This is a genomic window from Micromonospora sp. NBC_00860, assembly GCF_045207375.1.
Taxonomy (GTDB): domain Bacteria; phylum Actinomycetota; class Actinomycetes; order Mycobacteriales; family Micromonosporaceae; genus Micromonospora; species Micromonospora vinacea.
This window is the reverse complement of the sequence record NZ_CP108825.1, coordinates 2,640,321-2,663,667: the sequence shown is the minus strand read 5'-3', so window position 1 is coordinate 2,663,667 and position 23,347 is coordinate 2,640,321. Positions and strand designations below refer to the sequence as shown.

The window sequence follows — 23,347 nt, the reverse complement described above, 5'->3', positions numbered from 1 at the left end:
GACCCGTGCTGAGCCGCCGCACCGCGCGCGTCCCGACCTCGGGCGGCGGTCGGGGTCAGCCGACCAGCACCGGCCGGGACAGCTGGTCGGCGAGCAGCGCGGGCGCCTCGGCCAGCGACGGGCCGTACCAGGTGAGGTGCCGTCCGGAGAGCAGGGCGCACGGTACGCCGGGGAACGCCTCCGGCCCGTCGTCGGCGGTGAACAGGTACGGCTCGTCGGGCAGTACCACCAGGTCGGGCTCCCGCTCGCGCAGCTCGGTGAGGGTCGGGCGGGGATAGCGTTCGGGGTGCTCGTCGTAGGTGTTCACCACGCCGAGGCGGCGCAGCACGTCACCGGCGAACGTGTCGCCGCCGAGCACCACCCAGGGTCGTCGCCAGACCGGCACCACCGCGCGGCGGGTCGACGCCAGCCGGGGCGGCGTGGCCCAGGCCCGTCGGGCGGCCCGTAGCCAGGCCGGCTCCGTCGGCGCACCCAGTTCGGTCAGCAGCTCGCCCAGCTCGGTCAACGCGCCGGGAACGGTCCGTGGATAGGTGACCCGCACCGGTACGCCGGCCGCCCGCAGCGCCTCCGCGTCGGCCCGGCGGTTCTCCTCCACGTTCAGCAGCACCAGATCCGGCCGCAGCGCGCGCACCCGCTCCAGATCGGGGTACTTGCTGCCGCCGACCCGGGCCACGTCGAGCCCGACCGGGCGGCTGCACCAGTCGGTGGCACCGACCAGCACACCCGGCAGGGTCAGCGCCACCGCCTCGGTCAGTGACGGCACCAGCGACACCACCCGCAGCACCACGTACCTCCGTTCGCCGCCCGTCCCGATCATCCCCCTCGGGTCGGTGTCGGGTCACAGGTGGCCGGGCTCGATGCGGGCGGTCACGTCCAGGTGTGCGGGCTGGCAGTCGGTCGTCGCCGCGAATCGGCGGACCGCGGCGCGAACGTGCTCGCGTACGCCGGCGGCCGGCGCGTCGGCGGTGAGGTCCACCCGGATCCACACGTCGGGGTGCGGTGGCGGGCCGGTGAGCACCACCCTGGCCCGGCGTACCCCGGGGTTGCCGGTCAGGTCGCGTACCAGCGCGTCGGCGAGCACGTCGGTGGCCAGCCGGGTCCGGCCCGGACGGCGTCCGGGGTGGCTCAGGGTGCCGCGCAGCACGCCGTCCGGGCCCCGCAGCTCACGGGCCAGCAGGCGTTGCCCGGCCAGTGCGAACAGCGCTCCGGTGACGGCCGTGGCCAGGGTGCTCCACGGCGCGGCCATCCGCCACCGGTCGACCAGGTCGGCGCTGAGCAGCACCGTCGTCGGGTCAGCGCCGGGCAGCGCGCCGAGGCTGGCCGCCAACGCCGCCCCGCCCCCGGCCACCAGCAGCAGCGCGATGATCGTCCACAACAGTCGGTGCCCGGCGTTTGTCACGCCGGCCGCCGCCGGGGCAACAGCCGCACGTCGATCCGGGCGGGACGGGGTGCGGTCAGGCGGTGCAACTCCCGGTGCACGGCGAACTCGATCTCCGCCCGGGCGGCCGGGTCGCCGGTCGCGCTGACCCGCGGACGCCACTGGCCGCCGCGCCGTCGGACCCGGACCCGGGCACGGCGGACGCCCGGCACGGCGCTGGCGGCATTGGCGAGCCGCCGCTCCACACAGCGCCGGTGCAGGTACCAGCCCTCCCGGTCGTCGGTACGCAGGCGGACCGGTGTCCAGCGGCGCAACTGGGCCACGAGGATGACCAGGCCCAGCAGGAGCGTCCCGCCGGCCACGATCTGGACGGTGGGGTCGTCCCACCGGGTGCCGCTCAGCGCGTCGAACCAGCCGGTGGTGTCCAGCGGCGTCGGGCGGTGCGCTGTGAGCAGCAGCGCCTGGACGGCCACCGCCGCTCCGCCAAGAAGCAGAGCGGTGGCCAGCAGCAACGAGGCAACCCGGTTGGCGGCGCGCATCTCAGCCGTCCTCCGGTGCGGCGGCGCCGGCCCCTGGCCCGTCGACGCCGGGGACGAGCAGGTCGTCCACGGTGACGGTCACCACCGCCACGCTGAGCCCGGTCTGGGTGGTCACCCGTTCGGCGACCACCGCCCGGACCGTTTCGGCGATCGTCGGCACGCTGTGCCCGTACCAGGTGATCAGATGCAGGTCGAGTCCGACGGACCGGTCGTCCAGGCGGACCGCCGCCGGGCGGACGACGGACACGCCCGGTACGAGGCTGGCCGCCTGCACCGCGATCTGTGCGACGTCCGCCGCGTCGCCCCCGCGGCGTTCCGCACCGGTCGTCCCGGCGGCCAGCCCGGTGCTGGGGTTCGTCCCGGTGGACGGGCGGGTGGTCATCGGCGTCGCCGAACGTCGGCGCGGCGGTCGCCGAGACCGGTCACCGCGAGGTCGCCGTCGAGCACCCGGACGACCAGCCAGCCGAGCAGGCCGGCGAGCACGGCGAGGGCGGCCACACCGACGCCGGCGAGCGCCCAGACCGCCACGGCGAGGAACCCGGCGATAAAGCCGAACTGCTGTCGCGACATGGTCACCTCCGGGCCGATCGGGTGCCGGCGGTGCCTGGATACACCTGGCGGCCATCCCTGGAACGTCGGCGCTGCTGTGATCCCGGTCACACCGCAAGTCGGTGGCCCATGATCGACCACCTAGACTCGGGCCGGCTCGACCGACCGGCGGATGGATCAGGCAGATGACGAGCACCGGGAGTGGCGACCGCGGTTGGCTGCGGGCGTTGCCCGCCGAGGCGGGGCGCGACACGCTGCTGAGCCGCGCCGGCCACCGCGTCCTGTCGGCGCGCCGGCTCACTGATCTGCTCCAGGGCCGCCCACCCGGCGTCACCGGCAGCCAGTGGACCTCGGCCAGCCGCGCCAGCTTCGACTTCGTGGTCTACGCCGCCGACACCGGCCGTCCGGTCGTCGCCGTACAGATCGGCCCGGTGCCGCCCGCCGGTTCGGCGGAGCAGCGGGTGGAGCGACTCACGGACGCGGTCAGCGCCGCCGCCGGTCTGCCCGTGCTGCGGATCGGTTCGCCGACGTTGCGGGCCGCCGAGCAGGGCCGCCGCCTGGTCGAGTACGTGATCGACGCGCGCGCCTACGCCGCAGGCGGGGCCACCGCCACCGGGGCAGAACCAGCACTGGTGGGCTTCCGGGACATCCTGGGCCGGCTGCCGGACGGGCGTACCGGGCCGGTCAACGACCTCGGCGCGCTGGCCCGCGCGGCGGCGGTCGAGGCGTACGTGGCCGGGCAGGTGGCCGACCCGATCGTGCGAGGGCTGCACGTCCGCTGGGTGGACGGGCCCGCGCAGGGGTGGAGTTGGATGCAGGTACGCCCCGACGCCTGCCTCATCGAGCAGGTCTCGGTGACAGAGCACCGTTTCTCCTGTGGCATCGACGCGGCCCGGCTGGCCGAGGATCTCGCCACCGTCGCCGTGGGGGAGCGACTGCGGGAGAACGCGGTAGCGGATCTGCTGCCGCGCGCCGAGTGGACCGCGCAGATCGCCGCGCTGAGCCAGCGCCGCCACGAACTGGTCGGCGGGTTCGCCTTCGACCACCTCTGCGCCGACTGACCAGCGCCCGTTTCACCTGCTGATCCCTGCTCCGCACCGGCTCCGTGTCGGGTCGCGGCAATTTCCTGTGCGTCTGTTGAACCTTCCCGGCCGCCGCCCCGTACTCCTGCGCGAATGAACAGGATCTCCCCATCCGCGTTCCACCGGGCGCGGGAGACGGTGCGGAAAGGGCATCGTCGGCCATCGACGCATTACCGGGTAGGTCACGGCGGGTCACCGCCGGGGCGTGCCACCTCACATCCGTCGGTCCGCCGAGGGCAGAAATCCACTACCGGATCGAGAAGGAGAGCAATTCGATGCGCAGGTCCACTCGGGCGCGCCGGCCTTCCGGCAACGCGCGGAGCAAGCGTCTGCTGGCAGTTGTCGGCACGCTCGCGGTCTTCGGCGGAGTTGTCGCCGTGACTCAGATTTCGTCGGCCCAGGACCGGCGGACAAATAAGCCACGTCCGGCTTCCGGGCAGTGCGTGGAGCCGAGCCCGGGCGCGACCGCGCCGACCGGTGGCGGTTCGACCAGCCGGACGTGGCAGAACGGTCGGTGGGTGCGTAATCACTGGGGTGACGGACAGCAGTCGGTCCCCGAGTGCGAGGACGGCAAGGACGGCACCGTGGGCACCGGCACGGCCATCGCCTGTCCGGACGTGGCGGCCAAGCTGCCGCAGGTGCCGGACCGGGCGCGGGCCGAGGTGGACCGCAACCTCGCCCAGTTGCAGACCCAGATCGCCGAGGCGGACCGCCGGCTCGCCGCCGAGGGCAACAAGGGTGAGGCGTTCATCCGCAACGCGATCCTCCAGCCGTTGGCCGGCAAGCGCCGCGCCGTGCTGGACCGGATCACGACCGCCATCGACCGGGCCGGACCCCGGCCGCAGGGCCTCGCGCAGCTCGCCGAGTGCCAGGTGCAGCCCACCACCCCCGGTGGCGGCAACAACGGCGGCGGCGGCACGCCCACCACCACCCCCGGTGGCGGCAACAATGGCGGCGGGAACAATGGCGGCGGGAACAACGGTGGTGGCACCGAGCCCGGCGCCGGGCTCGGCGTGCTCGCCAACGACTGCGACGAGAGTCGGCTGCAGCCGCACGACGGTTTCCAGAACGGCAACCGCTGCGTGAGCACCGAGTTCGGTGAGGTCGGCGCGGCGGCCAACAACCCGTCGCTGCTGATCACCCAGTTCCCCGACCAGGTCGGCCAGAACCAGCCCTTCACCCTGCGGGTCAGCACCCGCAACCTGGTCCGGGACCGCTTCCTGGCCGCCGGTCAGGGTGGCTACTACGTGGAGAGCTCGCTGCTCAACGACCAGGGCCTGGTCCGCGGTCACTTCCACACCGCCTGCCGCATGCTGGACAGCCTGACCGCTCCGCCGGAGCCGCAGGAGGTGCCGGCGTTCTTCGTCGCGACCGAGGACGGCCGCGGTGGCGCCCAGCCCGACGAGGTGACGATCCAGATTCCGGGCCTGCCGGAGTCGGGTACCGCCCAGTGCTCCGTCTGGGCCGGTGACGGCTCGCACCGCCTGCCGATGATGGAGCGGGCCAACCAGACCCCCGCCTTCGACTCGGTGCGCATCGACGTCAACTGAGCTGACGTACCAACGGCGGCCGGCCACCCGGGGCGACGACCCGGGGTGGCCGGCCGCCGCTCGCAACAGGTGCCCGGACAGAGGACGGGGCCCCGCCGTTTCCGGTGGGGCCCCGTCGTCGACTCGGGTCAGCGGCTCTTGTACGCCTCGACGACCTCGACCGGGATCCGACCCCGCTCGGAAATCTTGTAGCCGTTCTTGACGGCCCATTCCCGGATGGCCCGGTTCTGCTCCCGATCCATTCCCGCGCCGGCGGGTCGCCCCGGCCGTCGGACCGAACGGGCACTCTCCACCGGACCGCGCCCGATCCGCCGACCCGCATTGATGTACGGATCGAGCGCCTTGCGCAGGACGCCGGCATTCTCGTCGGAGACATCGATCGTGTAGGCCACGCCGTCGAGACTGAACTCAACCGTCCGGTCGGCCTTCCCACCGTCGAGGTCGTCGGTCAGGACCGTGATTACTTTTCTCGCCATTGCCGATTACTCCCTGTGTGCGGCGGGATGTGTCCAAAGTCTGACCTATCACCCCGGTAATCCGCAACAATATGCCTTCCATTCATTCGGCGCGTCGCGATTCCGTTACCCAGCAAAACCGTGAATCGGTCCGGTGACGAAGCTTCATTACCCGAGGATGCCGCTGTGACCGGCGACGGCGGCCGCCTCGGCCCGGTTCGAGACCCGCAACTTGCGCAGCAACGCGGCGGTCATCCGTTTCACCGTCCGTTCCGAGACGTGCAGTTCTTCGGCGATGTCGACGGTGCTGCGGCCGGTGGCGATCGCCCGCAGCAGCCGCCGTTCCTCGCCATCCAGATCGACGGGCGCGAAGCGGGTGGGCCGCAGCATGGTGCGCAGGAGTTCGGCCGGCAGCACCGCCCAGCCGTCGAGGATGGCCAGCAGCGGTGGCAGCAACTCCTCCGGTTCGCTGGTCTTGGGCAGGAACCCCTCGGCGCCGGCCCGCAGCGCGTCCACCGCCGGCCCGGGGTCGGTGGAACCGGACATCGCGACCACCCGTACCCGTGGGGTGGTCCGTCGGATCGCGGCCACCGCCCGGACGCCGCCGGGCGGCGGCATGTGCAGGTCGACAAGGGCCAGGTCGGGGCAGCAGTTGCTGACCAGCGCCGCCGCCGCGGCGGCGTCACCGGTCGAGGCGACCACCTCGACGCGGCCGTTGGTGGTGATCGGAAGCAGCAACTCCAGGCCGCGGACGAAGAGTGGGTGATCGTCCACGACGACGAGTCGCAAGGTGGAGGCTCCCGGCATGTCTGCGCCGTTCCCCAGCGGGTACCGATCATGCGGGTTCGCACCATACGAGAGGAGTCGGGTGGATGCGCGTACGGCACGGTTTGCGGGACCTGCTGCGAGGGTTGCGCCCCATCGAGCCGACACCCGACGTGAGTCGCCCCCCGGCGGCCGATTCGGAGTTGCTGCTGCGCGTGTTGTGCCACGAGTTCCGGACGCCGATCAGCACCCTGACCTCGCTGACCCGCGCGCTGGCCGACGAGCGCCGCGAGCTGACCAGCGACGACCGGCGGGCGATCAGTGAGCTGGCCCGCGACCAGGCCGCCCACCTGCAGAGCCTGCTGCGCGACGCGACCGCCAGCACCGGCGTCCTGACGCTGGCCCCGCAGCCGGAGCCGGCCGTCGCGTTGGCGGGCATTCTGCGGGAGGCCGCCGCGCTGGTGCCGGCCGGCCGACGGCGGGCGCGGGCCACCCGGCGGGCGGCCTCCTGGCCGGTGCCGGCCGGACGCACTCGACAGGTCCTGGTCAACCTGGTGCAGAACGCGTTGCGGCACGGGCCGCCGGACGGACAGGTCGGGCTCTATGCCACAGTGCGCGGCCCCGGCCTGAGCATCCTGGTCACCGACGAGGGTCGGGTCGACGACGCGTTGCTGGTGGCGCTGCGGCGTCCGGCGCCGGCGGTCGGGATGTCCGGGCTGGGCCTGTGGATCGCCCGGCAGCTCGTCGCGACGGACGGGGGAGCGTTGCGGGCGCACCGGCTACGGCCGCGCGGCGTGGCGCTGGAGGTGCTGCTGCCGATGGCCCGCCCGCTGCGCTGACCCGGCCGGGACATCGGTTGGCCCGCTCGGGTCACCGGGGCGGGAACGGCCTCGCTACCTGTTTCTGGTACCGAGGAGGTTGGATGTTCAGCCACGTCAAGGATCTGCAGTTCGAGGCCAAGCCGGACGGCCCGGACGCGGCGTTCGCCCGCCGGTTGCAGGAGGTGCTGGGCGGCAAGTGGGGCGAGATGACCGTCGCCAACCAGTATCTCTTCCAGGGGTGGAACTGCCGGCTGCCCGGCAAGTACAAGGACCTGCTGCTCGACGTCGGCACGGAGGAGATGGGCCACGTCGAGATGATCGTCACGATGATCACCCGGCTGCTGGACAGCGCGCCGCTGTCGCTGACCGAGGGGATCGCGGAGGACCCCGGAGGCGCCGCGACCTACGCCGGTGAAAACCCGGCGCACTTCATCCACGGTGGGGGTGGGGCCCTGCCCACCGACTCCAACGGGGTGCCCTGGAACGGCGCGTTCATCACCGCCAGCGGCAACCTGTTGGCCGACTTCCAGCTCAACGTCACCGCCGAGGCGCAGGGTCGGCTCCAGGTGGCCCGGTTGTTCCACATGACCGACGACCCGGGCGTGAAGCAGATGCTGCGCTTCCTGCTGGCCCGCGACACCATGCACCAGAACATGTGGCTGGCGGCGATCGAGCAGCTCAAGGAGGACGGGCTGGAGGAGATGCCGGTGCCGGAGGCGTTCCCGGACTCGGGCGAGTTCACCGAGGAGTACAGCTACACCTACCTGGGTTTCTCCTCGGGCACCGACGCCGCCCAGGGGCGCTGGGCGTCCGGGCCCTCACCGGATGGCAAGGGCGAGTTCCGGTACGACGACAACCCGCGGGCGAACGCGCCGGAACCGGTGTTGCCCCCGGGTGACCCGCGCCTCTACGGCACCAACCCAGTGGTCTAGGTCACAGGCCGGAACAAGGGGAACGCTTTGTTACTTGAGTGAGACACGCTCAACTCAACGCGATAGCAGGTGTTCGATGGCAACTCTTCCGGTACTTCCCCTGACCGACGCCGTGCTGCTGCCCGGCATGGTCATCCCGGTGACCCTCGACCCCACCACCCAGGCCGCGATCGACGCGGCGCGGGCGACCGGCGACCGCAAGCTGCTGGCCGTGCCGCGCATCGACGGCGAGTACGGGCCGGTCGGTGTGGTCGCCACCATCGAAAAAGTCGGCCGGCTGCCCGAGGGTGAGCCCGCCGCCGTCATCCGTGGCCTGTCCCGCGCCCGGATCGGCTCCGGCGTGCCCGGCCCCGGCGCCGCCCTCTGGGTCGAGGCGACCGAACTCGACGAACCCGCCTACGCCGGTCGGGCCCGGGAACTCGCCCGCGAGTACCGCGCCCTGGTGACCTCAGTGCTTCAACAGCGGGGCGCCTGGCAGGTCATCGACGCGGTGGAGCGGATGACCGATCTCTCCGAGCTGGCCGACTCGGCCGGCTACGCGCCCTGGCTGACGCTGGAGCAGAAGACCGAACTGCTCGCCGCGCCGGACGTCACCGCCCGGCTGGAACTGCTGGTCGGCTGGGTGAAGGACTACCTGGCCGAGCAGGAGGTCACCGAGCAGATCAACAGCGACGTCCGCGAGGGGCTGGAGAAGTCCCAGCGCGAGTTCCTGCTCCGCCAGCAGCTCGCCGCGATCCGCAAGGAACTGGGCGAGGACGAGCCGGACGGCTCCGCCGACTACCGGTCCCGGGTCGAGTCCGCCGAGCTGCCGGAGAAGGTACGCGAGGCGGCCATGCGCGAGGTCGGCAAGTTGGAGCGGGCCAGCGACGCCTCCCCGGAGGCGGGCTGGATCCGTACCTGGCTGGACACCGTGCTCGAGATGCCGTGGGGCACGCGTACCGAGGACAACACCGACCTGGCCGCGGCCCGGGCGGTGCTCGACGCCGACCACGCCGGCCTGTCCGACGTGAAGGACCGCATCCTGGAGTACCTGGCGGTGCGCAACCGGCGGGCCGAGCGCAACCTCGGTGTGGTCGGCGGTCGCGGCTCCGGCGCGGTCCTCGCCCTCGCCGGCCCTCCCGGAGTGGGCAAGACCAGCCTCGGCGAGTCCGTGGCGCGGGCGCTCGGGCGTAACTTCGTCCGGGTCTCGCTCGGCGGCGTCCGCGACGAGGCGGAGATCCGCGGGCACCGGCGTACCTACGTGGGGGCGCTGCCCGGTCGGATCGTCCGCGCGCTGCGCGAGGCCGGTTCGATGAACCCGGTCGTGCTCCTCGACGAGGTGGACAAGCTGGCCGCCGGCTACGCCGGTGACCCGGCCGCCGCCCTGCTGGAGGTGCTCGACCCGGCACAGAACCACACCTTCCGGGATCACTACCTGGAGGTCGACCTCGACCTGTCCGACGTGCTCTTCCTGGCCACCGCCAACGTGGTGGAGTCCATCCCCGGCCCCCTGCTGGACCGGATGGAACTGGTCACCCTGGACGGGTACACCGAGGACGAGAAGGTCGCCATCGCCCGCGACCACCTGCTGCCCCGGCAGCGGGAGCGGGCCGGGCTGACCGTCGACGAGGTCGGCGTCGCCGACGAGGCTCTCGCGCTGATCGCGGGGGAGTACACCCGGGAGGCCGGTGTCCGGCAGCTCGAGCGTGCCCTGGCCAAGATCCTGCGCAAGGTGGCGGTGACGCTGGCGACGGACCCGACGCCGGTGCGCGTCGGCACCGACAACCTCGCCGGCTACCTGGGTCGGCCGAAGTTCACCCCGGAATCGGCCGAGCGCACGGCCGTGCCCGGCGTGGCCACCGGCCTGGCCGTCACGGGCGCCGGTGGGGACGTGCTCTTCATCGAGGCGACCAGCATGGAGGGCGAGCCGGGGCTGACCCTGACCGGCCAGCTCGGTGACGTGATGAAGGAGTCGGCGCAGATCGCGCTCTCCTACCTGCGCTCCAACGGGCGGCGGTTCGGCATCGACCCGAACGCCCTGGCGGGACGCCGGATCCACGTCCACTTCCCGGCGGGCGCGGTGCCCAAGGACGGCCCGAGCGCCGGCATCACCATGGTCACCGCCCTGGCGTCGCTGGTCACCGGTCGTCCGGTCCGCCCCGAGTTCGGGATGACCGGTGAGGTGACGCTCTCCGGTCGGGTGCTGCCGATCGGTGGGGTGAAGCAGAAGCTGCTCGCCGCGCACCGGGCCGGCCTCACCGAGGTGATCATCCCGGCGCGCAACGAGCCCGACCTGGACGACCTGCCGACCGAGGTGCGCGAGGCGCTGACCGTGCACACCCTGGCCGACGTGGCCGACGTGCTCGCCCTGGCGCTGCGCCCGGCCGACGTGACGACGCTGGACGGTCCGGCGCTCTTCACCGTCTGACGCTCCAACCATTCGGGCCCCCGCCGTCGCGAGACGGCGGGGGCCCTGTCGGTACGTCGGGGAGGTCTACTGTCTCGTCTGCCCCGTCAACCACCTCACCGCCGCGAGGCGACCCCCTGGAGGAACCCCCGTGAACGTGGTGCTCTGGATCATTCAGATCCTGCTCGCCGCCATCTTCGCCGGCGTCGGGCTGGCCAAGCTCAGCCAGCCCAAGGAGAAGCTGCGCGACGTGATGCGATGGGTGGACCCGGTCCCGCCGTCACAGGTCAAGGCGCTCGGCTCTGTCGAGTTGCTGGCCGCCGCCGGGCTCGTGCTGCCCGCGCTCACCGGCATCGGCACAGTGCTCACCCCGCTCGCCGCCGTCGGGCTGGTCATCGTCATGATCGGCGGCATCCTGGTGCACCTGCGTGATCGCAAACAGCAGACCACCCAGGAGGGGCGTCGCACCGAGATCCAGGGCGCGGTCGCCTGCGCCGTGCTGCTCGTCCTCGCCGCAGTGGTGGCCTGGGGCCGCTTCGGCCCGTACGCCCTCTGACCCGCGTCGGCGACCGCCGTACCCCGGCGGTCGCCGACGGCGGGCTCAGCGCTCGTCGCCGCCGCGGTCCCGGCGGACGGTGGCCTTGCGGCCCTTGATCGTGCTCTGCCGCAACCCGGAGATGACCTCGTCGGCCACCCCCTGCGGCACCTCCACCAGGGAGAACCGGTCGGCGATCTCGATCGAGCCGATGTCCCGGCCGCGGATGCCGGTCTCCCCGGTGATCGCGCCGACCAGATCCTGCGGGCGCACCCCGGCGCGTCGGCCCAAACCGACGAAGACCTGGACGGTGTTGCCACCGCCGGAGCGTGGCCGGCCCCCGCCCCGCCGGTCGCCGCCCCGGCCACCGGTCTCCGGTCGACCCTCACGCGGCCCGCGCACCGGAACCTGCGGGATCTCCTCCTCGTCGTCGGAGCCCGGCGACGTCACCTCGTGGGCCAGCTTCACGGCGGCGAGCGCGACCTCCATCAGGTCGAACTCGTCGGTCAGCGTCTCCACGATCACCCGGAACGGGTCGAGGTCGTCCTCCAGCAGGCTCTCGCGCAGGGCCGCCTGGGTCAGCTCCAGCCGTCGGGTACGCATGTCGGCCACGGTGGGGATCTTGTCGATGGTGATCCGCTGGCCGGTCACCCGCTCGATGGTCTTGAGCATCCGGTGCTCACGCGGCTCGGCGAGGGTGATCGCCACGCCCTCGCGGCCAGCCCGACCCACCCGACCGATCCGGTGCACGTACGACTCCGGGGCGGACGGCACGTCGTAGTTGACGACGTGGGTCAGCTGCTCGACATCCAGCCCCCGGGCCGCCACGTCGGTGGCCACCAGCAGGTCGGCGGTGCCCGCCCGCAGCCGGCCCATGACCCGGTCGCGCTGCTCCTGGCTCATGCCACCGTGCAGCGCCTCGGAGCGGTAGCCCCGACCGTTCATCGTCTCGGTCAACCGGTCGACCTCCTCCCGGCTGCGGCAGAACACGATCGCCGCGGTCGGGGACTCCACGTCCAACACCCGACCCAGGGCGGCCGGCTTGTGCGCCCGGGTCACGATGTACGCGCTCTGCCGCACCCGGGGCGCCTCACCGGCGACCGGCTGCTCCCGGCCGATCTCGATCCGCACCGGCTCCCGCAGGTGCTGGCGGGCCATCCCGTCGATGCGCGACGGCATGGTGGCCGAGAAGAGCACCGTCTGACGCTGCGCCGGGGCGTGCTCCAGGATCGCCTCGATGTCCTCGGCGAAGCCCATGTCGAGCATCTCGTCGGCCTCGTCGAGCACCACCGTGGCCAACCCACCGAGGCGCAGGGTGCCCCGGGCGATGTGATCGAGGGCCCGCCCCGGGGTGGCCACCACCACGTCGACGCCGCTGTCCAGTGCCCGCAGCTGCCGCCCGATCGGCTGCCCACCGTAGATCGGCAGCACCCGCGCGCCGAGATCCTTGCCGTAGCGGTGGAACGCCTCGGAGACCTGCACCGCCAGCTCCCGGGTCGGCACCAGCACCAGCGCCACCGGGTCGCCGCCCTGACGATGGGCCGCCATGAGGTTCAGCAGCGGCAGCGCGAACGCGGCCGTCTTGCCGGTGCCGGTGGCCGCCTGACCCAGCAGGTCGCGACCCTCCAGCAGCGGTGGGATAGCCTCCCGCTGGATGGGGGTCGGCTCCTCGTACCCGAGGGCGGCGAGCGCGCCCAGCAGCTCGGCGCGCAGCCCGAGCTCGGTGAAGGCGCTCACCTCGTCGGTGCCGTCGGGGGTGGCGTCAATCGGTGCGTCGTGCTGTGCAGGTGCGGAACTCATGTGCCAAGCCTTTCATCACGCCGTCCGGGCCGTTGCGGCGACCGCCACAAGAGCTGTCAGCGAGCCCGTGCTGCGGCTGTTCCGAGATCCCGGTGGCGGCCTCGATCAGGCGTCGGTGGTCAGGATGGCCAGTACCATCACCGCGGCGAGGGCCACGTCGAGCACCACGCAGAACTCGGCGTAGCCGCGCGGCACCACCCGGCCGCGGTGGTGCGCCAGGTCCCAGCCGGCGTGCGCCAACCACCCGAACGCCACCAGCCAGTCGGCGGTCCGCCCGCCGGCCATCACCGCGACCAGCGTCAGGGTGACCCAGACGGCCAGACCGGCGAGTTGGGTGGCGAGCACGCCGCGCCCGCCCAGCGTGCGGCGGGCCATGCCGATCACCAGGTAGCCGCCGGGCAGCACCAGCATCGTCCACGGGCTGAGCACGCTCGGGTCGACCCACATGTCCACGGTCATCAGCAGCGCCAACCCGGCCGGCCAGCGGTGGGCGAGCGCCACCACGACCCGGTGTCGGCGTACCGGCGCCAACGCCTCGTGCCGGTGTCGGACCGCCACCAGCACCATCGCGGGAATCATCAGCAGGTGACCGCCGAGCAGCAGCGCGTCGGCGTCGATCAGGCCGGCCCAGAACGGCACCAGCAGCAGAAGGAACGGGACGTACATCGCGGCGGCCATCTCGCCGACCGCGTCCCAGTGGTGCGCCCGGTAGCGCATTCCCACAGTCATCCCGACTGTCATGTTCGTGGCCATCACCAGTGCGGCGACGTCCGGCCGGGCCAGGGTGTCGCCGATGCCCAGCGCGGTGCCGGCCAGCTCCCACAACGGCCCGAGCAGCAGCATCCCGGCAACCATCGCCACTGCCATCTCGCCCAGGTGCCACAGCAGCCGCCGCCTGCTGCTGGTCGGGGTCGCGGTGGTCGGGACGGCGGTGGTCGGTGTCGGGGCCGAGGGCGCCGGGTCGGCGGTGGGCAGGGGCGCGGGTGACGGTACGGCGGTGGCGCTGTCCGCGTACGTCCGGGTGTTTTCCATGCCTCGACCCTGCCGGTGCACCCGGTGCGGCCGGCAGACCCGATCGTCACCGGAAAACCGTGCGGACCGCACGGTCCAACCGTGACAGTTCGCAGGGGTGGACCACGCCGGGGACGGCCCTAGGATCGGTGCGTGGCGAGCGAGGCGGTGACTCCCCGGGCGGACCGCCGGCTGCGCCGCGCCCGGGCGGCGACGCTGGTGTCGCTGGCCACCGGTGTCTGGGCGAGCGTCCTGCTACCGGCGGTCGGCCTGACCCGCGAGCCCGACCCGGGGCGGGTGGTGCTCGGCACTGTCGGCATCCTCGCCTTCGTGATCGCCCAGACCGTCGTCCTGTACGCGGCGGTGACGCCGTGGCTCGACCCGCGCTGGCGGCGTCGGGCCGAGCTGAGCCTGGTCGCGGTGGCGGTGCTGACCGTTCCGCTGGTGGGTCCGGTGGCGGCCGGCAGGTGGCCGACGTGGGCCTGGCTCGGCGCGGCGCTGATCGGCATGACGCCGCTGCTGGTGCGGTGGCGGGCCGCGCTGGCGGTGGCGGTCGGCGTCCTGGCAGTGTCGGTCGCGGTGGCCTGGTGGACCGGCGGCTCCGTTGCGCGCCACCTCGCCGTGACCGGTGGGATCGGCGTGGGCGTCGCCGCCGTCAACGGGTTCCAGGTCTGGTTCTGGGATCTGCTCGTGGAGGCCCGGCAGGGCCAGGCGGCCCAGGCCCGGCTGGCCGCCGCCGAGGAGCGGCTGCGCTTTGCCCGCGACGTGCACGACGTGCTGGGGCACCGCCTCACGGTGATCGCGTTGAAGGCCGAACTCGCCGCCCGGCTCGCCCCGGTCGACCCGGACCGGGCCGGGCGGGAAGCCGCCGAGGTGCAACGCCTGGCCGCTTCGGCGCTGAGCGAGGTACGGGAGACCGTGCACGGCTACCGGGCCGTCGACCTCGACGAACAGCTCACCGCGGTGGTGGGGGTGCTGCGCTCCTGCGGGGTGCGGTGCACGGTGGTGCCGCCACCGGCGGACCTGCCGCAGCCCGCCGCCATCGAGCTGTCGGCGGTGCTGCGCGAGGCGAGCACCAACGTGCTGCGGCACAGCCGGGCCGACTGGTGCCGGATCCGCATCGATCGGGAGGATGACGTGGCCAGGATGACGGTGGCCAACGACGGCGCCGACGGCAGTGGCCCGGACGCGCACAGCCACGGCCTGCGTGGACTGGCCGACCGGCTCGCGGCTGTCGGGGGCGAACTACGGGTACGCCAGGAGGACGCGATCTTCACCCTCGAAGCCACAGTGCCGGCGCCGTCGTGATCCGCGTCCTGCTCGCCGACGACGAGGATCTGATCCGGGTCGCCGTCGCCGCGCTGCTCGACCTGGAACCGGACATCGAGGTGGTGGCGCACGCCGCCGACGGGCCGACAGCCGTCACGGCGGCACTGTCGCACCGCCCGGACGTGGCAGTGGTGGACCTGGAGATGCCCGGCCTGGACGGCATCGCGGTGGCCGCCGAGCTGGCCCGGGCTCGACCCGAGTGCGCGGTGGTCGTGCTGACCGGGCACGGGCGCCCCGGGCACCTGCGCCAGGCGCTGACCGCGGGCGCCCGAGGGTTTCTGCCCAAGGGCTCGCCGGGTTGGGCGCTCGCCGACGTGATCCGCCGGGTGCACGGTGGCGGTCGCTACGTCGACCCGTCGCTGGCCGCCGACGCGTTGACCCTGCCCCCGTGCCCGCTGACCCCCCGGGAACTGGAGACACTACGGCTGGCCGAGGTCGGTGCCCCGGTCGCGGTGATCGCTCGCCGGGTGCACCTGTCCACCGGCACCGTTCGTAACCATCTCTCGGCCGCCGTCCAGAAGCTCGGCGCCTCCGACCGGGCCGAGGCGGTGCGCACCGCCCGGGACAACGGCTGGCTCTGACGGCGTCAGCAGCGGCTTCCCCGGTAGCGTGTCGGGGTGCGTACGGTGGAACTGGTCTGCTCGCCCGGCCTGGAGGTCGTGGTCCGGGCGGTCTGGGGCCGTCTGGCCGCCGCCGGGTTGCCCAGCCTGGCCCGCAACATCCATCCGACCAACCGGCCGCATCTCACCCTCGCCGCCGTCGACGAGTTCCCGTCGGGGGTCGAGCACCGCCTGGCCGAGCTGTTCGACGCCGCGCTCCCGGTGCCGGTGACGCTCGACCGGGTCGTCGTCCTCGACGGCAGCGCCCCACTGGTCTGGCTCGTCCGACCCACCGCGGCGCTGACCGGACTGCACGCCGCCGTCTGGGACGTTCTCGCCGCTGCCGACGGACACCGCCCGTGGCATGCGCCCGACGCATGGGTGCCGCACCTGAGCCTGGCCCTGCGGTTCCGCAACGCGGACCTGCGGCTGGCCCGTGCCGTCGCCGGCGGGCAGCGCCCGACTGGCGACTTCGACGCCGCCCGTAGCTACGACGGCACGGACCGGACGGTGACGCCGCTGGCCGGGCGCGGCTGAGGTCATTCCGCGTCGTCGCGCACCTCAGTTGCTGCCCCCACCGCCGTCGCCGCCTCCGCCGCCGTCGCTCCCGCCGCTGAACTCGCCACCGCCACCGCCGCCCGCACCACCGGCGTAGCCGTGGCGGCCGTCGACGAAGGGCAGGTCGCCGCGGATGCCGGGTGGTTTGGGCCGCTTGCCCGGCCCGGCGAGGTGTTGCAGGCAGACCCGGCCGGAGACCGGGAAGCATTCGCCACGGCCTCCGCAATCGGCCAGGTAGCGGTTGCCGTCGTGGATGTGCAGTTCCTGGTCCACCCGGAACAACAGGGGAAGCCCGGTTGGGCCACAAGCCTCGTCCCGCCGGCCGTGGCCCAGCGTGGCGAGCAGCAGAGGTCCGCGATTGGCGGTGGTCGAGTCGCCGCTCGCCGCGAACGTCGGTCGGTGGTGGGTAGAGCCCCCGAACGCGGCGTCGCAGAAGGTGGCGTAGTCCCGCGCGTGGAGGGTCAGCTCCTGCCACAGGTCGTCCACGACCACCGAGGGCATGGACAGCTTCGCGCTGGGCTGGCGGGCGATGATCCGGAACCACTGCCGGGTCGCGGTTTCGACGAGAACGAGGTCGTCGTCGCTGAGATGGGGATAGCGGTTTCTGAGATGGTGACGCCCGCTGGCAGGAAACCGCAGTTCGGACACGGCACGGAGTCGGCGAGGGGTGCGGTCGCTTCTGAACTTCGTCCAGATCATCCGGTTACTTCTATCCGCCCGGGATGCAGGCGCTAAGGCCCCGACTTGCCGAAGTGGCGCCGCGGCTCCTTCAGAGTAGGGCAGCAGGCAAGCATCTCACCGACGCCTGTCAGGCAGGGCTGTACGTGGCAGCCAGTGCGGCGAGGGCGTCGGCGCTGCGGCTCCCCGGCTCCGGGGTGCCGACCAGGAGCTGCTGTCCGGGCGCGTCACGGACGTCGAACGTCTGGTAGGTCAACTCGATCCGTCCGGCGGCCGGGTGCTGCACCACCTTGAACATCCTGGTCAGACCGCGCACGCTCTGGTCCGCCCAGAGTGCCCGGAACTCTGGCGAGTCCCGCACCAGGTCGGCCACGAGCGACTGGATCTCCGGGTCGTTCGGAAAGAGGCCGGCGTTGAGGCGCAGAGCGTGTACGACGTTCTCCGTCAGAGTCGGCCAGTCCGGAAAGACGGTGCGCGCCTGCGGATGTCGGAACAGCACCCGGACCATGTTGACCGTGCCCACGAAGGGCGACAGCAGCGCCGCCGCCACACTGTTGGTGGCCAGCACGTCGAACGCGGGGTTGAGTACATACGCGGCGGAGGTGGGGAACGCGTCCAACAGCCGCAGCAACTCGGGGTGAACCGAATCTCGAAAGCTCGTCGGACCCATGCTGGGGTTCAGCCCGGCGAGCCGGAAGAGGTGGCCGCGCGCATCCAGGTCGAGGCGCAGGGCCCGTCCGATCGCGTCGAGCACCTGCGCCGAAGGGTTGCGCTCCCGGCCCTGTTCGAGGCGGGCGTAGTAGTCGACGCTCACGCCGGCCAGCACCGCGATCTCCTCACGGCGCAACCCGGACACCCGGCGGTCGCCGCCCCCGCGCAGTCCAACGTCCCTGGGGTCGACACGGGCACGCCGGGCTCGGAGGTAGTCGCCGAGCCCGTTGCTGGTGGCGACCATGCCCACCAGCCTAAAGCTCCAGTCCCCGCCTCGCTAACGCGACGGCGGGCATCGCCGGCAGCCGGTCGACGGCGGAACCGGACAGCGACGTCGACACAGTGCTGGGCCGGCGTGATGGCCGGGGCGCACGGAGCAGTGCAGGTCCAAGGCGTTCCTGGGTGCGGTGCACCTAGGAAAGGCCGCCCTTCCCGGCTCCCGGCCCTCGCAGGATGGTTGACGCGCACTACCTCGACGCAGCCACCAACCGAGACCAGGAGCAGCAGTGACCAGCCCACACTCAAAGATCATTCTCATCACCGGCGCGAGTAGCGGCATCGGTGCGGCGACTGCCCGCAGGTTGGCCGCCGACGGCCACCACGTCGTGCTTGGCGCCCGACGGGTCGATCGGCTCGCCGCGCTCGTCGACGAACTGCGCCGGGACGGCGGCACGGCCGACTACCAGGAACTCGACGTGACCAGCAGGAGCAGCGTGCTCGGCTTCGTCGAGGGCGCGCACGACCGGCACGGGCGCATCGACGTTCTGATCAACAACGCCGGGGTGATGGCGCTGTCCACGCTCGACTCCCTGCGGATTGACGAGTGGGACCAGATGATCGACGTGAACCTGCGCGGCACGCTGCACGGCGTCGCTGCGGCCCTGCCGCTCATGCGGGCCCGCGGCAAGGGCCACATCATCAACCTCGGTTCCTCCGCTGCCTACCGTGTCGACCCCACCGCGGCGGTGTACTGCGCCACCAAGTACGCCATCCGCGCGCTCACCGAAGGCCTGCGCCAGGAGAGCCGGGACGTCCGGGTGACCCTGGTCAGCCCGGGTTACACCCACTCCGAACTCACCCAGCGCGGCGGTGACCCGCAGATCCAGGCCGCCGCTCGGGCGGCGGCCGACGAACTCGGCATGCCCGCCTCCGCGGTGGCCGACGCCATCGCCCACGCGATCGCGCAGCCCGACACCGTCGATGTCAACGAGATCATCATGCGGTCCACCGCGCAGGGCTGAACACGTACGAGGAGAACGATCATGAGTGAAGCGCTTGAGATGACGACATTCCGGCTCGTCCCCGGCCTCACCGGCGCCGACTTCGTCAGAGCCAACAGGGACATCGACGACTACCTACGACGCCAGCCCGGCTTCCGCTGGCGCCGCATCACCGAGGCCGATGATGGCACGATCACCGACATCGTCGCCTGGGACTCGGTCGCGGACGGCCGGCGCAGCGCGTCAGGGATCATGACCAAGATGGCCGACTCGCCGGTGCACGCGACCATCGACCACGCCACCGTCGACTTCCGGATCGTCCCGGTGCTGCACGAGGTCACCTGATCGTCGCGGCCGTCGGTTCGAGCCAACACCCGCACTGTGGATGCGCCGCCACCGCCGGGCATGATGAGGCGATGACCGCAGGCACCGAGGGGCGGGGGATGGCCGAGCTGGCCGCTTTGCTGGCCGACGGCACCCGGGCCGGCATCTGTGTCGCGCTGCTCGACGGGCGGGCGTGGACCGCCGGCGAGCTCGCCCGCCGTGCCGGTGTCGCCCCGTCGACGGCCAGCGACCACCTCACCCGCCTGGTCCGGGGTGGACTGCTGGTCGAGGAACGGCAGGGCCGGCACCGCTACCTGCGGCTGGCCGGGCCGTCGGTGGCCCAGCTGATCGAGGACCTGGCCGGGCACGCCCCGGCCGCGCCCCCACCGACCGGGTCGCTGCGGGCGGCGACCGCCACCGCCGCCCTGGCGTACGCCCGGACCTGCTACGACCACCTGGCCGGGCGACTTGGCGTGCTGATGTATGACGCGCTGCTGGCCGGCGGACGGTTGGACCGGTCCAGTGGGTTGGCGTTGACGGCGGACGGGTGGGCGTGGGCGACTGAACTGGGCGTACCAGTGCACCTGCTGCGCACCGGTCGACGCCCGGTGGTCCGGGACTGCCTGGACTGGACCGAGCGCCGTCCGCACCTGGCCGGAGCGCTCGGCGCGGCGCTCTGCCGCCGGTTCACCGACTTGGGCTGGATCAGCCAGGGCACCGGCCGCACCATCCGTCTCACCCCCACCGGCCGCGTCGCCATCGCTGAAACCCTGGATGTCCCCGACGGCACCCTCGCCCCCGCACCTTCCCCGGCACCCAGCAGCGGCCGAGCCTGACTCGCAGCGGCAGCCGGCGGGGCACCACATCCTGGACAACGCCGTTGAGTCAGGGCTATGGCCGGCGGGTCGACCCCTACTGGATAACGGGGGCTTGTGTAGATCAACGTGCGTCGAGCAAGAGGACCACGCCGATCTTGCAATTGCCGTCGGCGAGATCGCGGAGCAGGGTCAGCTCGGCACGTCGATCATGGAGTTGTGGTGCCTGATCTGGCACTTCACGCGCGTTTTGTCACCCGCCACAACTCCATGATCGACGGGGCGGGGCGGGGCGGGGCGGGGTTGGGCGGGGTTGGGTGGGGTGGGGTGGGGTCAGTGGGTGCATTGTTCGGTGTGGGGCGAACGGTTCGCGCCCTACGGTCGGGCGGTGACCGACACCTGGCCCGTCATCGCGCCCGCCCCCGGAACACCGACGTGTGGACCGCCCTCGTTCGAACCGGAGCGCGGTTGGACGGTGACCCGGCACGCCGACGTGCGGGCGGCGCTGACCGACCCGGCGTTCCAGGTGCCGGCGGTCGACACCGGTCCGCCCGGCACCCTCGCCTGGCTGCGCGCCACCGTCAGCCGATTCAGCGCACCGCCGCGGCACGCCGAGCGTCGGGCGGTCGTCGTGGCAGCGCTGGCCCCGCTGAACCCGGACGACCTACGACACGACGCGGCCCGGCTGACCGTTGCCGCTCTCGACCGCGCCGGCGACCGCGTCGACGTGATGCGGGAACTGGCCCGACCGGTGCCACTGCGGGTGTTGGCCCATCGCCTCGGTTTCGCTGATCCGGCAGCCGCCGGGACGGCGGTCGCTGTCGTCGCGGCGGCGTACCACCCGGGGGTGGACCCGGCGCTGACCGCGCAGGCCGACCGGGCGGTGGCGGCGCTGCTGGCGCTCGCCCCGGACGCTCCGCCGACGGTACGGGCGAACCTGATCGGTCTGCTGGTCCAGGCGTGCGACGCGACCGCCGGCCTGATCGGTGCCGCCGCCCATCACCTGCTGCCCCCGGCCGCCCCGTCGGCGTCGGTCACGGCAGCGACCGCCGACCTGCTGGCCGAGGTGCTGCGCCTCGACCCGCCGGTCCGGGCCACCCGACGGGTCACTGTCGACGGGGTACGACTGGGCGGGCAGGAACTGCCGGCGGGCAGCCCTGTGCTGCTGCGCTTCGACGCGGCCAACCGCGACCCGCACGCGTTCACCGACCCCGCGACGTTCCAGCCCGGTCGGCCTGGTGCGGGGCTGGTGACCTTCGGGGCCGGGGAGCGGGGTTGCCCCGGCGACCGGCACGCCCTGGCCCTGGCCACCGGGGTGTTCGGCGTACTGGGGGAACGCTGCCGTCGCGGCCCGAAACCGTTGCACCACGAGCCGCACCCGACCCTGCGGGTGCCGACAACTCTGGAGGTGAGCGTCCGATGAACGACAGTCGTGCCGCGTTCCACGCCCTGCACCGCCCCGGCCGCCCCCTGCTGTTGCCCAACGCCTGGGACCACGCCTCGGCGGCGGCGCTCGCCGCGCGCGGGCATCCGGCCATCGGCACCACCAGCCTCGGGGTCGCCGCGACCGCCGGCCTCCCCGACGGCGCGGCGGCCACCGCGGCGGAGACCCTCGCACTGGCCCGTCGGCTGGCTCGGCTGCCGGTGCTGCTCAGCGTGGACGTGGAGGCCGGGTTCAGCGACGACCCGGCGGAGGTCGCCGGGTACGTGGCGGAGTTGGCCGGGCTCGGCGTGGTCGGGATCAACCTGGAGGACGGGCGCGCCGATGGCACCCTCGCCGACACCGAGGCCACCGCTGCCACAGTCGCGGCCGTGAAGGCGGCGGTGCCGGAGCTGTTCGTCAACGCCCGCACCGACACCTGGTGGCTCGGGGTGGACGACCCGCTGCCGCAGACCCTCGCTCGCGCTCGTGCCTACCGGGTGGCCGGTGCCGACGGGATCTTCGTGCCCGGGACTGTCGACCTGGCCACCCTGCGCGTCCTCACCGAACGGATCGACGCTCCGGTGAACGCGCTGTACCAGCCGGGTGGTCCGGGGCTGGCCGAGTTCGGCGCCGCCGGGGTGGCCCGGGTCAGCACCGGCTCGCTGCTGTTCCGGGCCGCGCTGGGTGCCGCGCTCGCCGCCGCCGACGCCGTCCGCGACGGTGGGCCCACCACGCCGGCGGGACTGCCGTCGTACGCCGAGGTGCAGACCCTGGTGCCGACGGATGGCGACTGACGGCGGCTGCCGGCGCTCCGTTAGGGGGGAGATAGGAGGATTGTTCGGTCCGTTCCGGTCCCGATGATTACGGTGTGTTTCAGGGCGAACCACCCAGTGCCGTGACCGGAGAGAGGGACCCGTCATGCGAGTGCCCAGTCGTAGCCCGGGACAGCAGCCCGGTTCGCCTCCGTCACCCACCGCTCCGGCCCGCCGTCGACCCTCCGGCGCGACCCCCCGCCGGGTTCCCGCTCCCGCGCCCGACCTGGCCGCCTACCGGGCTGCCGTCGCCGACCTGCTGGTCGAGGTCGGCGCCCTGGCTGACGCGGCGAGCACCCGGGCCCGGCAGGTGCTCATCGACGAGCGGCTGCGGGAGCCGGCGCTCGCCGCAGTCCTCGACGCCACCCCGCAGGGGCTGATCGGCGCGCGCGAGACGCTGCTGCTGGAGATGGCCCGCTACCAGCCGAACGACCGCACCTCGGCGGCTGACCTCAGCGCGCTGGTCCGGATCTACCTGCTCTCCCGCATCGACGTGCTGTGGTGGCAGGACGCCCCGACCTTCGTCACCGACGACCAGGTCAACGGCAGCGCCGAACTGGTCGACCTGGAGTGGCTGCGCCGCCGCGACCTGCTGCGCTTCCGCTACCAGGAGCAGCCCGCCACCATGCTGGGCCGGGCCGCGCGCGGGCTGCGTCGCCGACTGCGCCCCGACGCCACCCCGCGCACCGCAGGGCTGCTGTTCCGCCGCGCCCGGCGCGAGGTGGTGGCGCTGCTCAACGACATCGGACGGGAGTTCACCGCCGTCGCGCCGCCGGCCACCCCGCCGCTGTGGGTGACCAGCCTGGTCCGCAGCGCCGAGCACCAGTACCGGCTGCGCCGCCTGGGCTACGCGGCGATGCTGCCCAGCGGGCACTGCCTCGGCTACTCGGCCGACGTCGAGCTGGCCTGGTTCGAGCGGTTCGGCGCGCGCGAGGCTCTCGCGGAGCTGCTGCTGAGCCGGCAGGAGGCCGGTGAGCTGAACGTGATCGACGAGGGGCAGGCCTGGCACCTGTGTCTCGCGCCCACCGCCCGGCGCCGCCTACGCCGGGCGTACGAGGCCGAGATGGGGGTCTGA

The 23,347-nt window shown here is 72.9% G+C and carries 26 protein-coding genes; 15 read left to right on the top strand and 11 right to left on the bottom strand.

Annotated features, from left to right (window positions below; translation table 11 throughout):
* Positions 1 to 55 precede the first annotated feature (55 nt).
* Genes OH804_RS12155 through OH804_RS12135 form a run of 5 tightly spaced genes read right to left on the bottom strand, consistent with a single transcriptional unit; the run spans position 56 to position 2,487 of the window.
* Positions 56 to 781, bottom strand: a complete 726-nt coding sequence (locus OH804_RS12155; protein WP_406066510.1) for a helical backbone metal receptor — start codon at positions 779 to 781, stop codon at positions 56 to 58.
* A 57-nt stretch (positions 782 to 838) separates the two neighbouring features.
* Positions 839 to 1,399, bottom strand: coding sequence for a hypothetical protein (locus OH804_RS12150; RefSeq protein ID WP_406065122.1), 561 nt, complete (start codon positions 1,397 to 1,399; stop codon positions 839 to 841).
* Positions 1,396 to 1,917, bottom strand: a complete 522-nt coding sequence (locus OH804_RS12145) for a DUF6286 domain-containing protein (protein WP_406065120.1) — start codon at positions 1,915 to 1,917, stop codon at positions 1,396 to 1,398. Before OH804_RS12145 ends, OH804_RS12150 begins: the two co-directional genes overlap by 4 nt.
* Before the next feature lies 1 nt (position 1,918).
* Positions 1,919 to 2,299: an Asp23/Gls24 family envelope stress response protein gene (locus OH804_RS12140; protein ID WP_196923000.1), complete on the bottom strand. Its 381-nt coding sequence runs from the start codon at positions 2,297 to 2,299 to the stop codon at positions 1,919 to 1,921.
* The gene (locus OH804_RS12135) at positions 2,296 to 2,487 is read right to left on the bottom strand and encodes a hypothetical protein (protein WP_406065118.1); all 192 of its coding nucleotides are present in this window, start codon (positions 2,485 to 2,487) and stop codon (positions 2,296 to 2,298) included. Before OH804_RS12135 ends, OH804_RS12140 begins: the two co-directional genes overlap by 4 nt.
* Positions 2,488 to 2,651: 164 nt before the next feature.
* Between OH804_RS12135 and OH804_RS12130 the strand changes: the two genes are divergently transcribed.
* Positions 2,652 to 3,527 (top strand): hypothetical protein, encoded by an 876-nt coding sequence (locus OH804_RS12130; RefSeq protein ID WP_406065116.1) that lies wholly within the window; start codon positions 2,652 to 2,654, stop codon positions 3,525 to 3,527.
* 296 nt (positions 3,528 to 3,823) lie between these two features.
* Positions 3,824 to 5,098: a hypothetical protein gene (locus OH804_RS12125; RefSeq protein WP_406065114.1), complete on the top strand. Its 1,275-nt coding sequence runs from the start codon at positions 3,824 to 3,826 to the stop codon at positions 5,096 to 5,098.
* Between the two features lie 128 nt (positions 5,099 to 5,226).
* Here OH804_RS12125 and OH804_RS12120 read toward each other — a convergent pair whose 3' ends face one another.
* Together OH804_RS12120 and OH804_RS12115 are read right to left on the bottom strand one after the other, a co-directional pair.
* Positions 5,227 to 5,574, bottom strand: a complete 348-nt coding sequence (locus tag OH804_RS12120; protein WP_088989485.1) for an Lsr2 family protein — start codon at positions 5,572 to 5,574, stop codon at positions 5,227 to 5,229.
* Between the two features lie 147 nt (positions 5,575 to 5,721).
* Entirely contained in the window at positions 5,722 to 6,342 is a 621-nt protein-coding gene (locus tag OH804_RS12115) for a response regulator (RefSeq protein ID WP_406065112.1), read from the bottom strand.
* Between the two features lie 83 nt (positions 6,343 to 6,425).
* Here OH804_RS12115 and OH804_RS12110 point away from each other — a divergent pair, with 83 nt between their 5' ends.
* The 4 genes from OH804_RS12110 to OH804_RS12095 all read left to right on the top strand — a co-directional run bounded on the left by OH804_RS12110 (position 6,426) and on the right by OH804_RS12095 (position 11,013).
* The gene (locus OH804_RS12110) at positions 6,426 to 7,157 is read left to right on the top strand and encodes a sensor histidine kinase KdpD (protein WP_196923005.1); all 732 of its coding nucleotides are present in this window, start codon (positions 6,426 to 6,428) and stop codon (positions 7,155 to 7,157) included.
* Positions 7,158 to 7,240: 83 nt separating this feature from the next.
* Positions 7,241 to 8,071: a manganese catalase family protein gene (locus tag OH804_RS12105; protein ID WP_196923006.1), complete on the top strand. Its 831-nt coding sequence runs from the start codon at positions 7,241 to 7,243 to the stop codon at positions 8,069 to 8,071.
* 76 nt (positions 8,072 to 8,147) lie between these two features.
* The gene (gene lon / locus OH804_RS12100; RefSeq protein ID WP_366636677.1) at positions 8,148 to 10,478 is read left to right on the top strand and encodes an endopeptidase La; all 2,331 of its coding nucleotides are present in this window, start codon (positions 8,148 to 8,150) and stop codon (positions 10,476 to 10,478) included.
* A gap of 130 nt (positions 10,479 to 10,608) precedes the next feature.
* Positions 10,609 to 11,013, top strand: a complete 405-nt coding sequence (locus OH804_RS12095) for a DoxX family protein (RefSeq protein ID WP_196923008.1) — start codon at positions 10,609 to 10,611, stop codon at positions 11,011 to 11,013.
* Between the two features lie 45 nt (positions 11,014 to 11,058).
* Here OH804_RS12095 and OH804_RS12090 read toward each other — a convergent pair whose 3' ends face one another.
* Together OH804_RS12090 and OH804_RS12085 are read right to left on the bottom strand one after the other, a co-directional pair.
* Positions 11,059 to 12,792: a DEAD/DEAH box helicase gene (locus OH804_RS12090; RefSeq protein WP_196923009.1), complete on the bottom strand. Its 1,734-nt coding sequence runs from the start codon at positions 12,790 to 12,792 to the stop codon at positions 11,059 to 11,061.
* A gap of 105 nt (positions 12,793 to 12,897) precedes the next feature.
* The gene (locus tag OH804_RS12085) at positions 12,898 to 13,824 is read right to left on the bottom strand and encodes a hypothetical protein (protein WP_196923010.1); all 927 of its coding nucleotides are present in this window, start codon (positions 13,822 to 13,824) and stop codon (positions 12,898 to 12,900) included.
* A 132-nt stretch (positions 13,825 to 13,956) separates the two neighbouring features.
* Here OH804_RS12085 and OH804_RS12080 point away from each other — a divergent pair, with 132 nt between their 5' ends.
* Genes OH804_RS12080 through OH804_RS12070 form a run of 3 tightly spaced genes read left to right on the top strand, consistent with a single transcriptional unit; the run spans position 13,957 to position 16,268 of the window.
* Positions 13,957 to 15,111 (top strand): sensor histidine kinase, encoded by a 1,155-nt coding sequence (locus OH804_RS12080; RefSeq protein ID WP_196923011.1) that lies wholly within the window; start codon positions 13,957 to 13,959, stop codon positions 15,109 to 15,111.
* Positions 15,108 to 15,713 carry a DNA-binding response regulator gene (locus OH804_RS12075; protein ID WP_196923012.1) on the top strand — a complete coding sequence of 202 codons (606 nt, stop codon included), beginning with the start codon at positions 15,108 to 15,110 and terminating at the stop codon, positions 15,711 to 15,713. Before OH804_RS12080 ends, OH804_RS12075 begins: the two co-directional genes overlap by 4 nt.
* 36 nt (positions 15,714 to 15,749) lie before the next feature.
* Positions 15,750 to 16,268: a 2'-5' RNA ligase family protein gene (locus OH804_RS12070; protein WP_406065107.1), complete on the top strand. Its 519-nt coding sequence runs from the start codon at positions 15,750 to 15,752 to the stop codon at positions 16,266 to 16,268.
* A 24-nt stretch (positions 16,269 to 16,292) separates the two neighbouring features.
* On the opposite strand, the gene OH804_RS12065 is transcribed toward OH804_RS12070, so the two are convergent.
* Complete coding sequence (locus OH804_RS12065) at positions 16,293 to 16,937, bottom strand: hypothetical protein (RefSeq protein ID WP_196923014.1); 645 nt, start codon at positions 16,935 to 16,937, stop codon at positions 16,293 to 16,295.
* Positions 16,938 to 17,097: 160 nt separating this feature from the next.
* Positions 17,098 to 17,922 (bottom strand): helix-turn-helix domain-containing protein, encoded by an 825-nt coding sequence (locus OH804_RS12060; protein ID WP_196923015.1) that lies wholly within the window; start codon positions 17,920 to 17,922, stop codon positions 17,098 to 17,100.
* A gap of 262 nt (positions 17,923 to 18,184) precedes the next feature.
* Here OH804_RS12060 and OH804_RS12055 point away from each other — a divergent pair, with 262 nt between their 5' ends.
* The 6 genes from OH804_RS12055 to OH804_RS12030 all read left to right on the top strand — a co-directional run bounded on the left by OH804_RS12055 (position 18,185) and on the right by OH804_RS12030 (position 23,347).
* On the top strand, positions 18,185 to 18,919 hold the full coding sequence (locus tag OH804_RS12055) for an SDR family oxidoreductase (protein ID WP_406065104.1): 735 nt from the start codon (positions 18,185 to 18,187) through the stop codon (positions 18,917 to 18,919).
* Between the two features lie 21 nt (positions 18,920 to 18,940).
* Positions 18,941 to 19,243: a hypothetical protein gene (locus OH804_RS12050; protein WP_196923017.1), complete on the top strand. Its 303-nt coding sequence runs from the start codon at positions 18,941 to 18,943 to the stop codon at positions 19,241 to 19,243.
* 71 nt (positions 19,244 to 19,314) lie between these two features.
* Positions 19,315 to 20,058 (top strand): ArsR/SmtB family transcription factor, encoded by a 744-nt coding sequence (locus OH804_RS12045; RefSeq protein WP_406065102.1) that lies wholly within the window; start codon positions 19,315 to 19,317, stop codon positions 20,056 to 20,058.
* Positions 20,059 to 20,425: 367 nt separating this feature from the next.
* Positions 20,426 to 21,460, top strand: coding sequence for a cytochrome P450 (locus tag OH804_RS12040; RefSeq protein WP_406065100.1), 1,035 nt, complete (start codon positions 20,426 to 20,428; stop codon positions 21,458 to 21,460).
* Positions 21,457 to 22,254, top strand: a complete 798-nt coding sequence (locus OH804_RS12035; protein ID WP_406065098.1) for an isocitrate lyase/phosphoenolpyruvate mutase family protein — start codon at positions 21,457 to 21,459, stop codon at positions 22,252 to 22,254. The genes OH804_RS12040 and OH804_RS12035 overlap by 4 nt, the downstream gene beginning before the upstream one ends.
* Before the next feature lie 124 nt (positions 22,255 to 22,378).
* Positions 22,379 to 23,347: a DUF5715 family protein gene (locus OH804_RS12030; RefSeq protein ID WP_196923021.1), complete on the top strand. Its 969-nt coding sequence runs from the start codon at positions 22,379 to 22,381 to the stop codon at positions 23,345 to 23,347.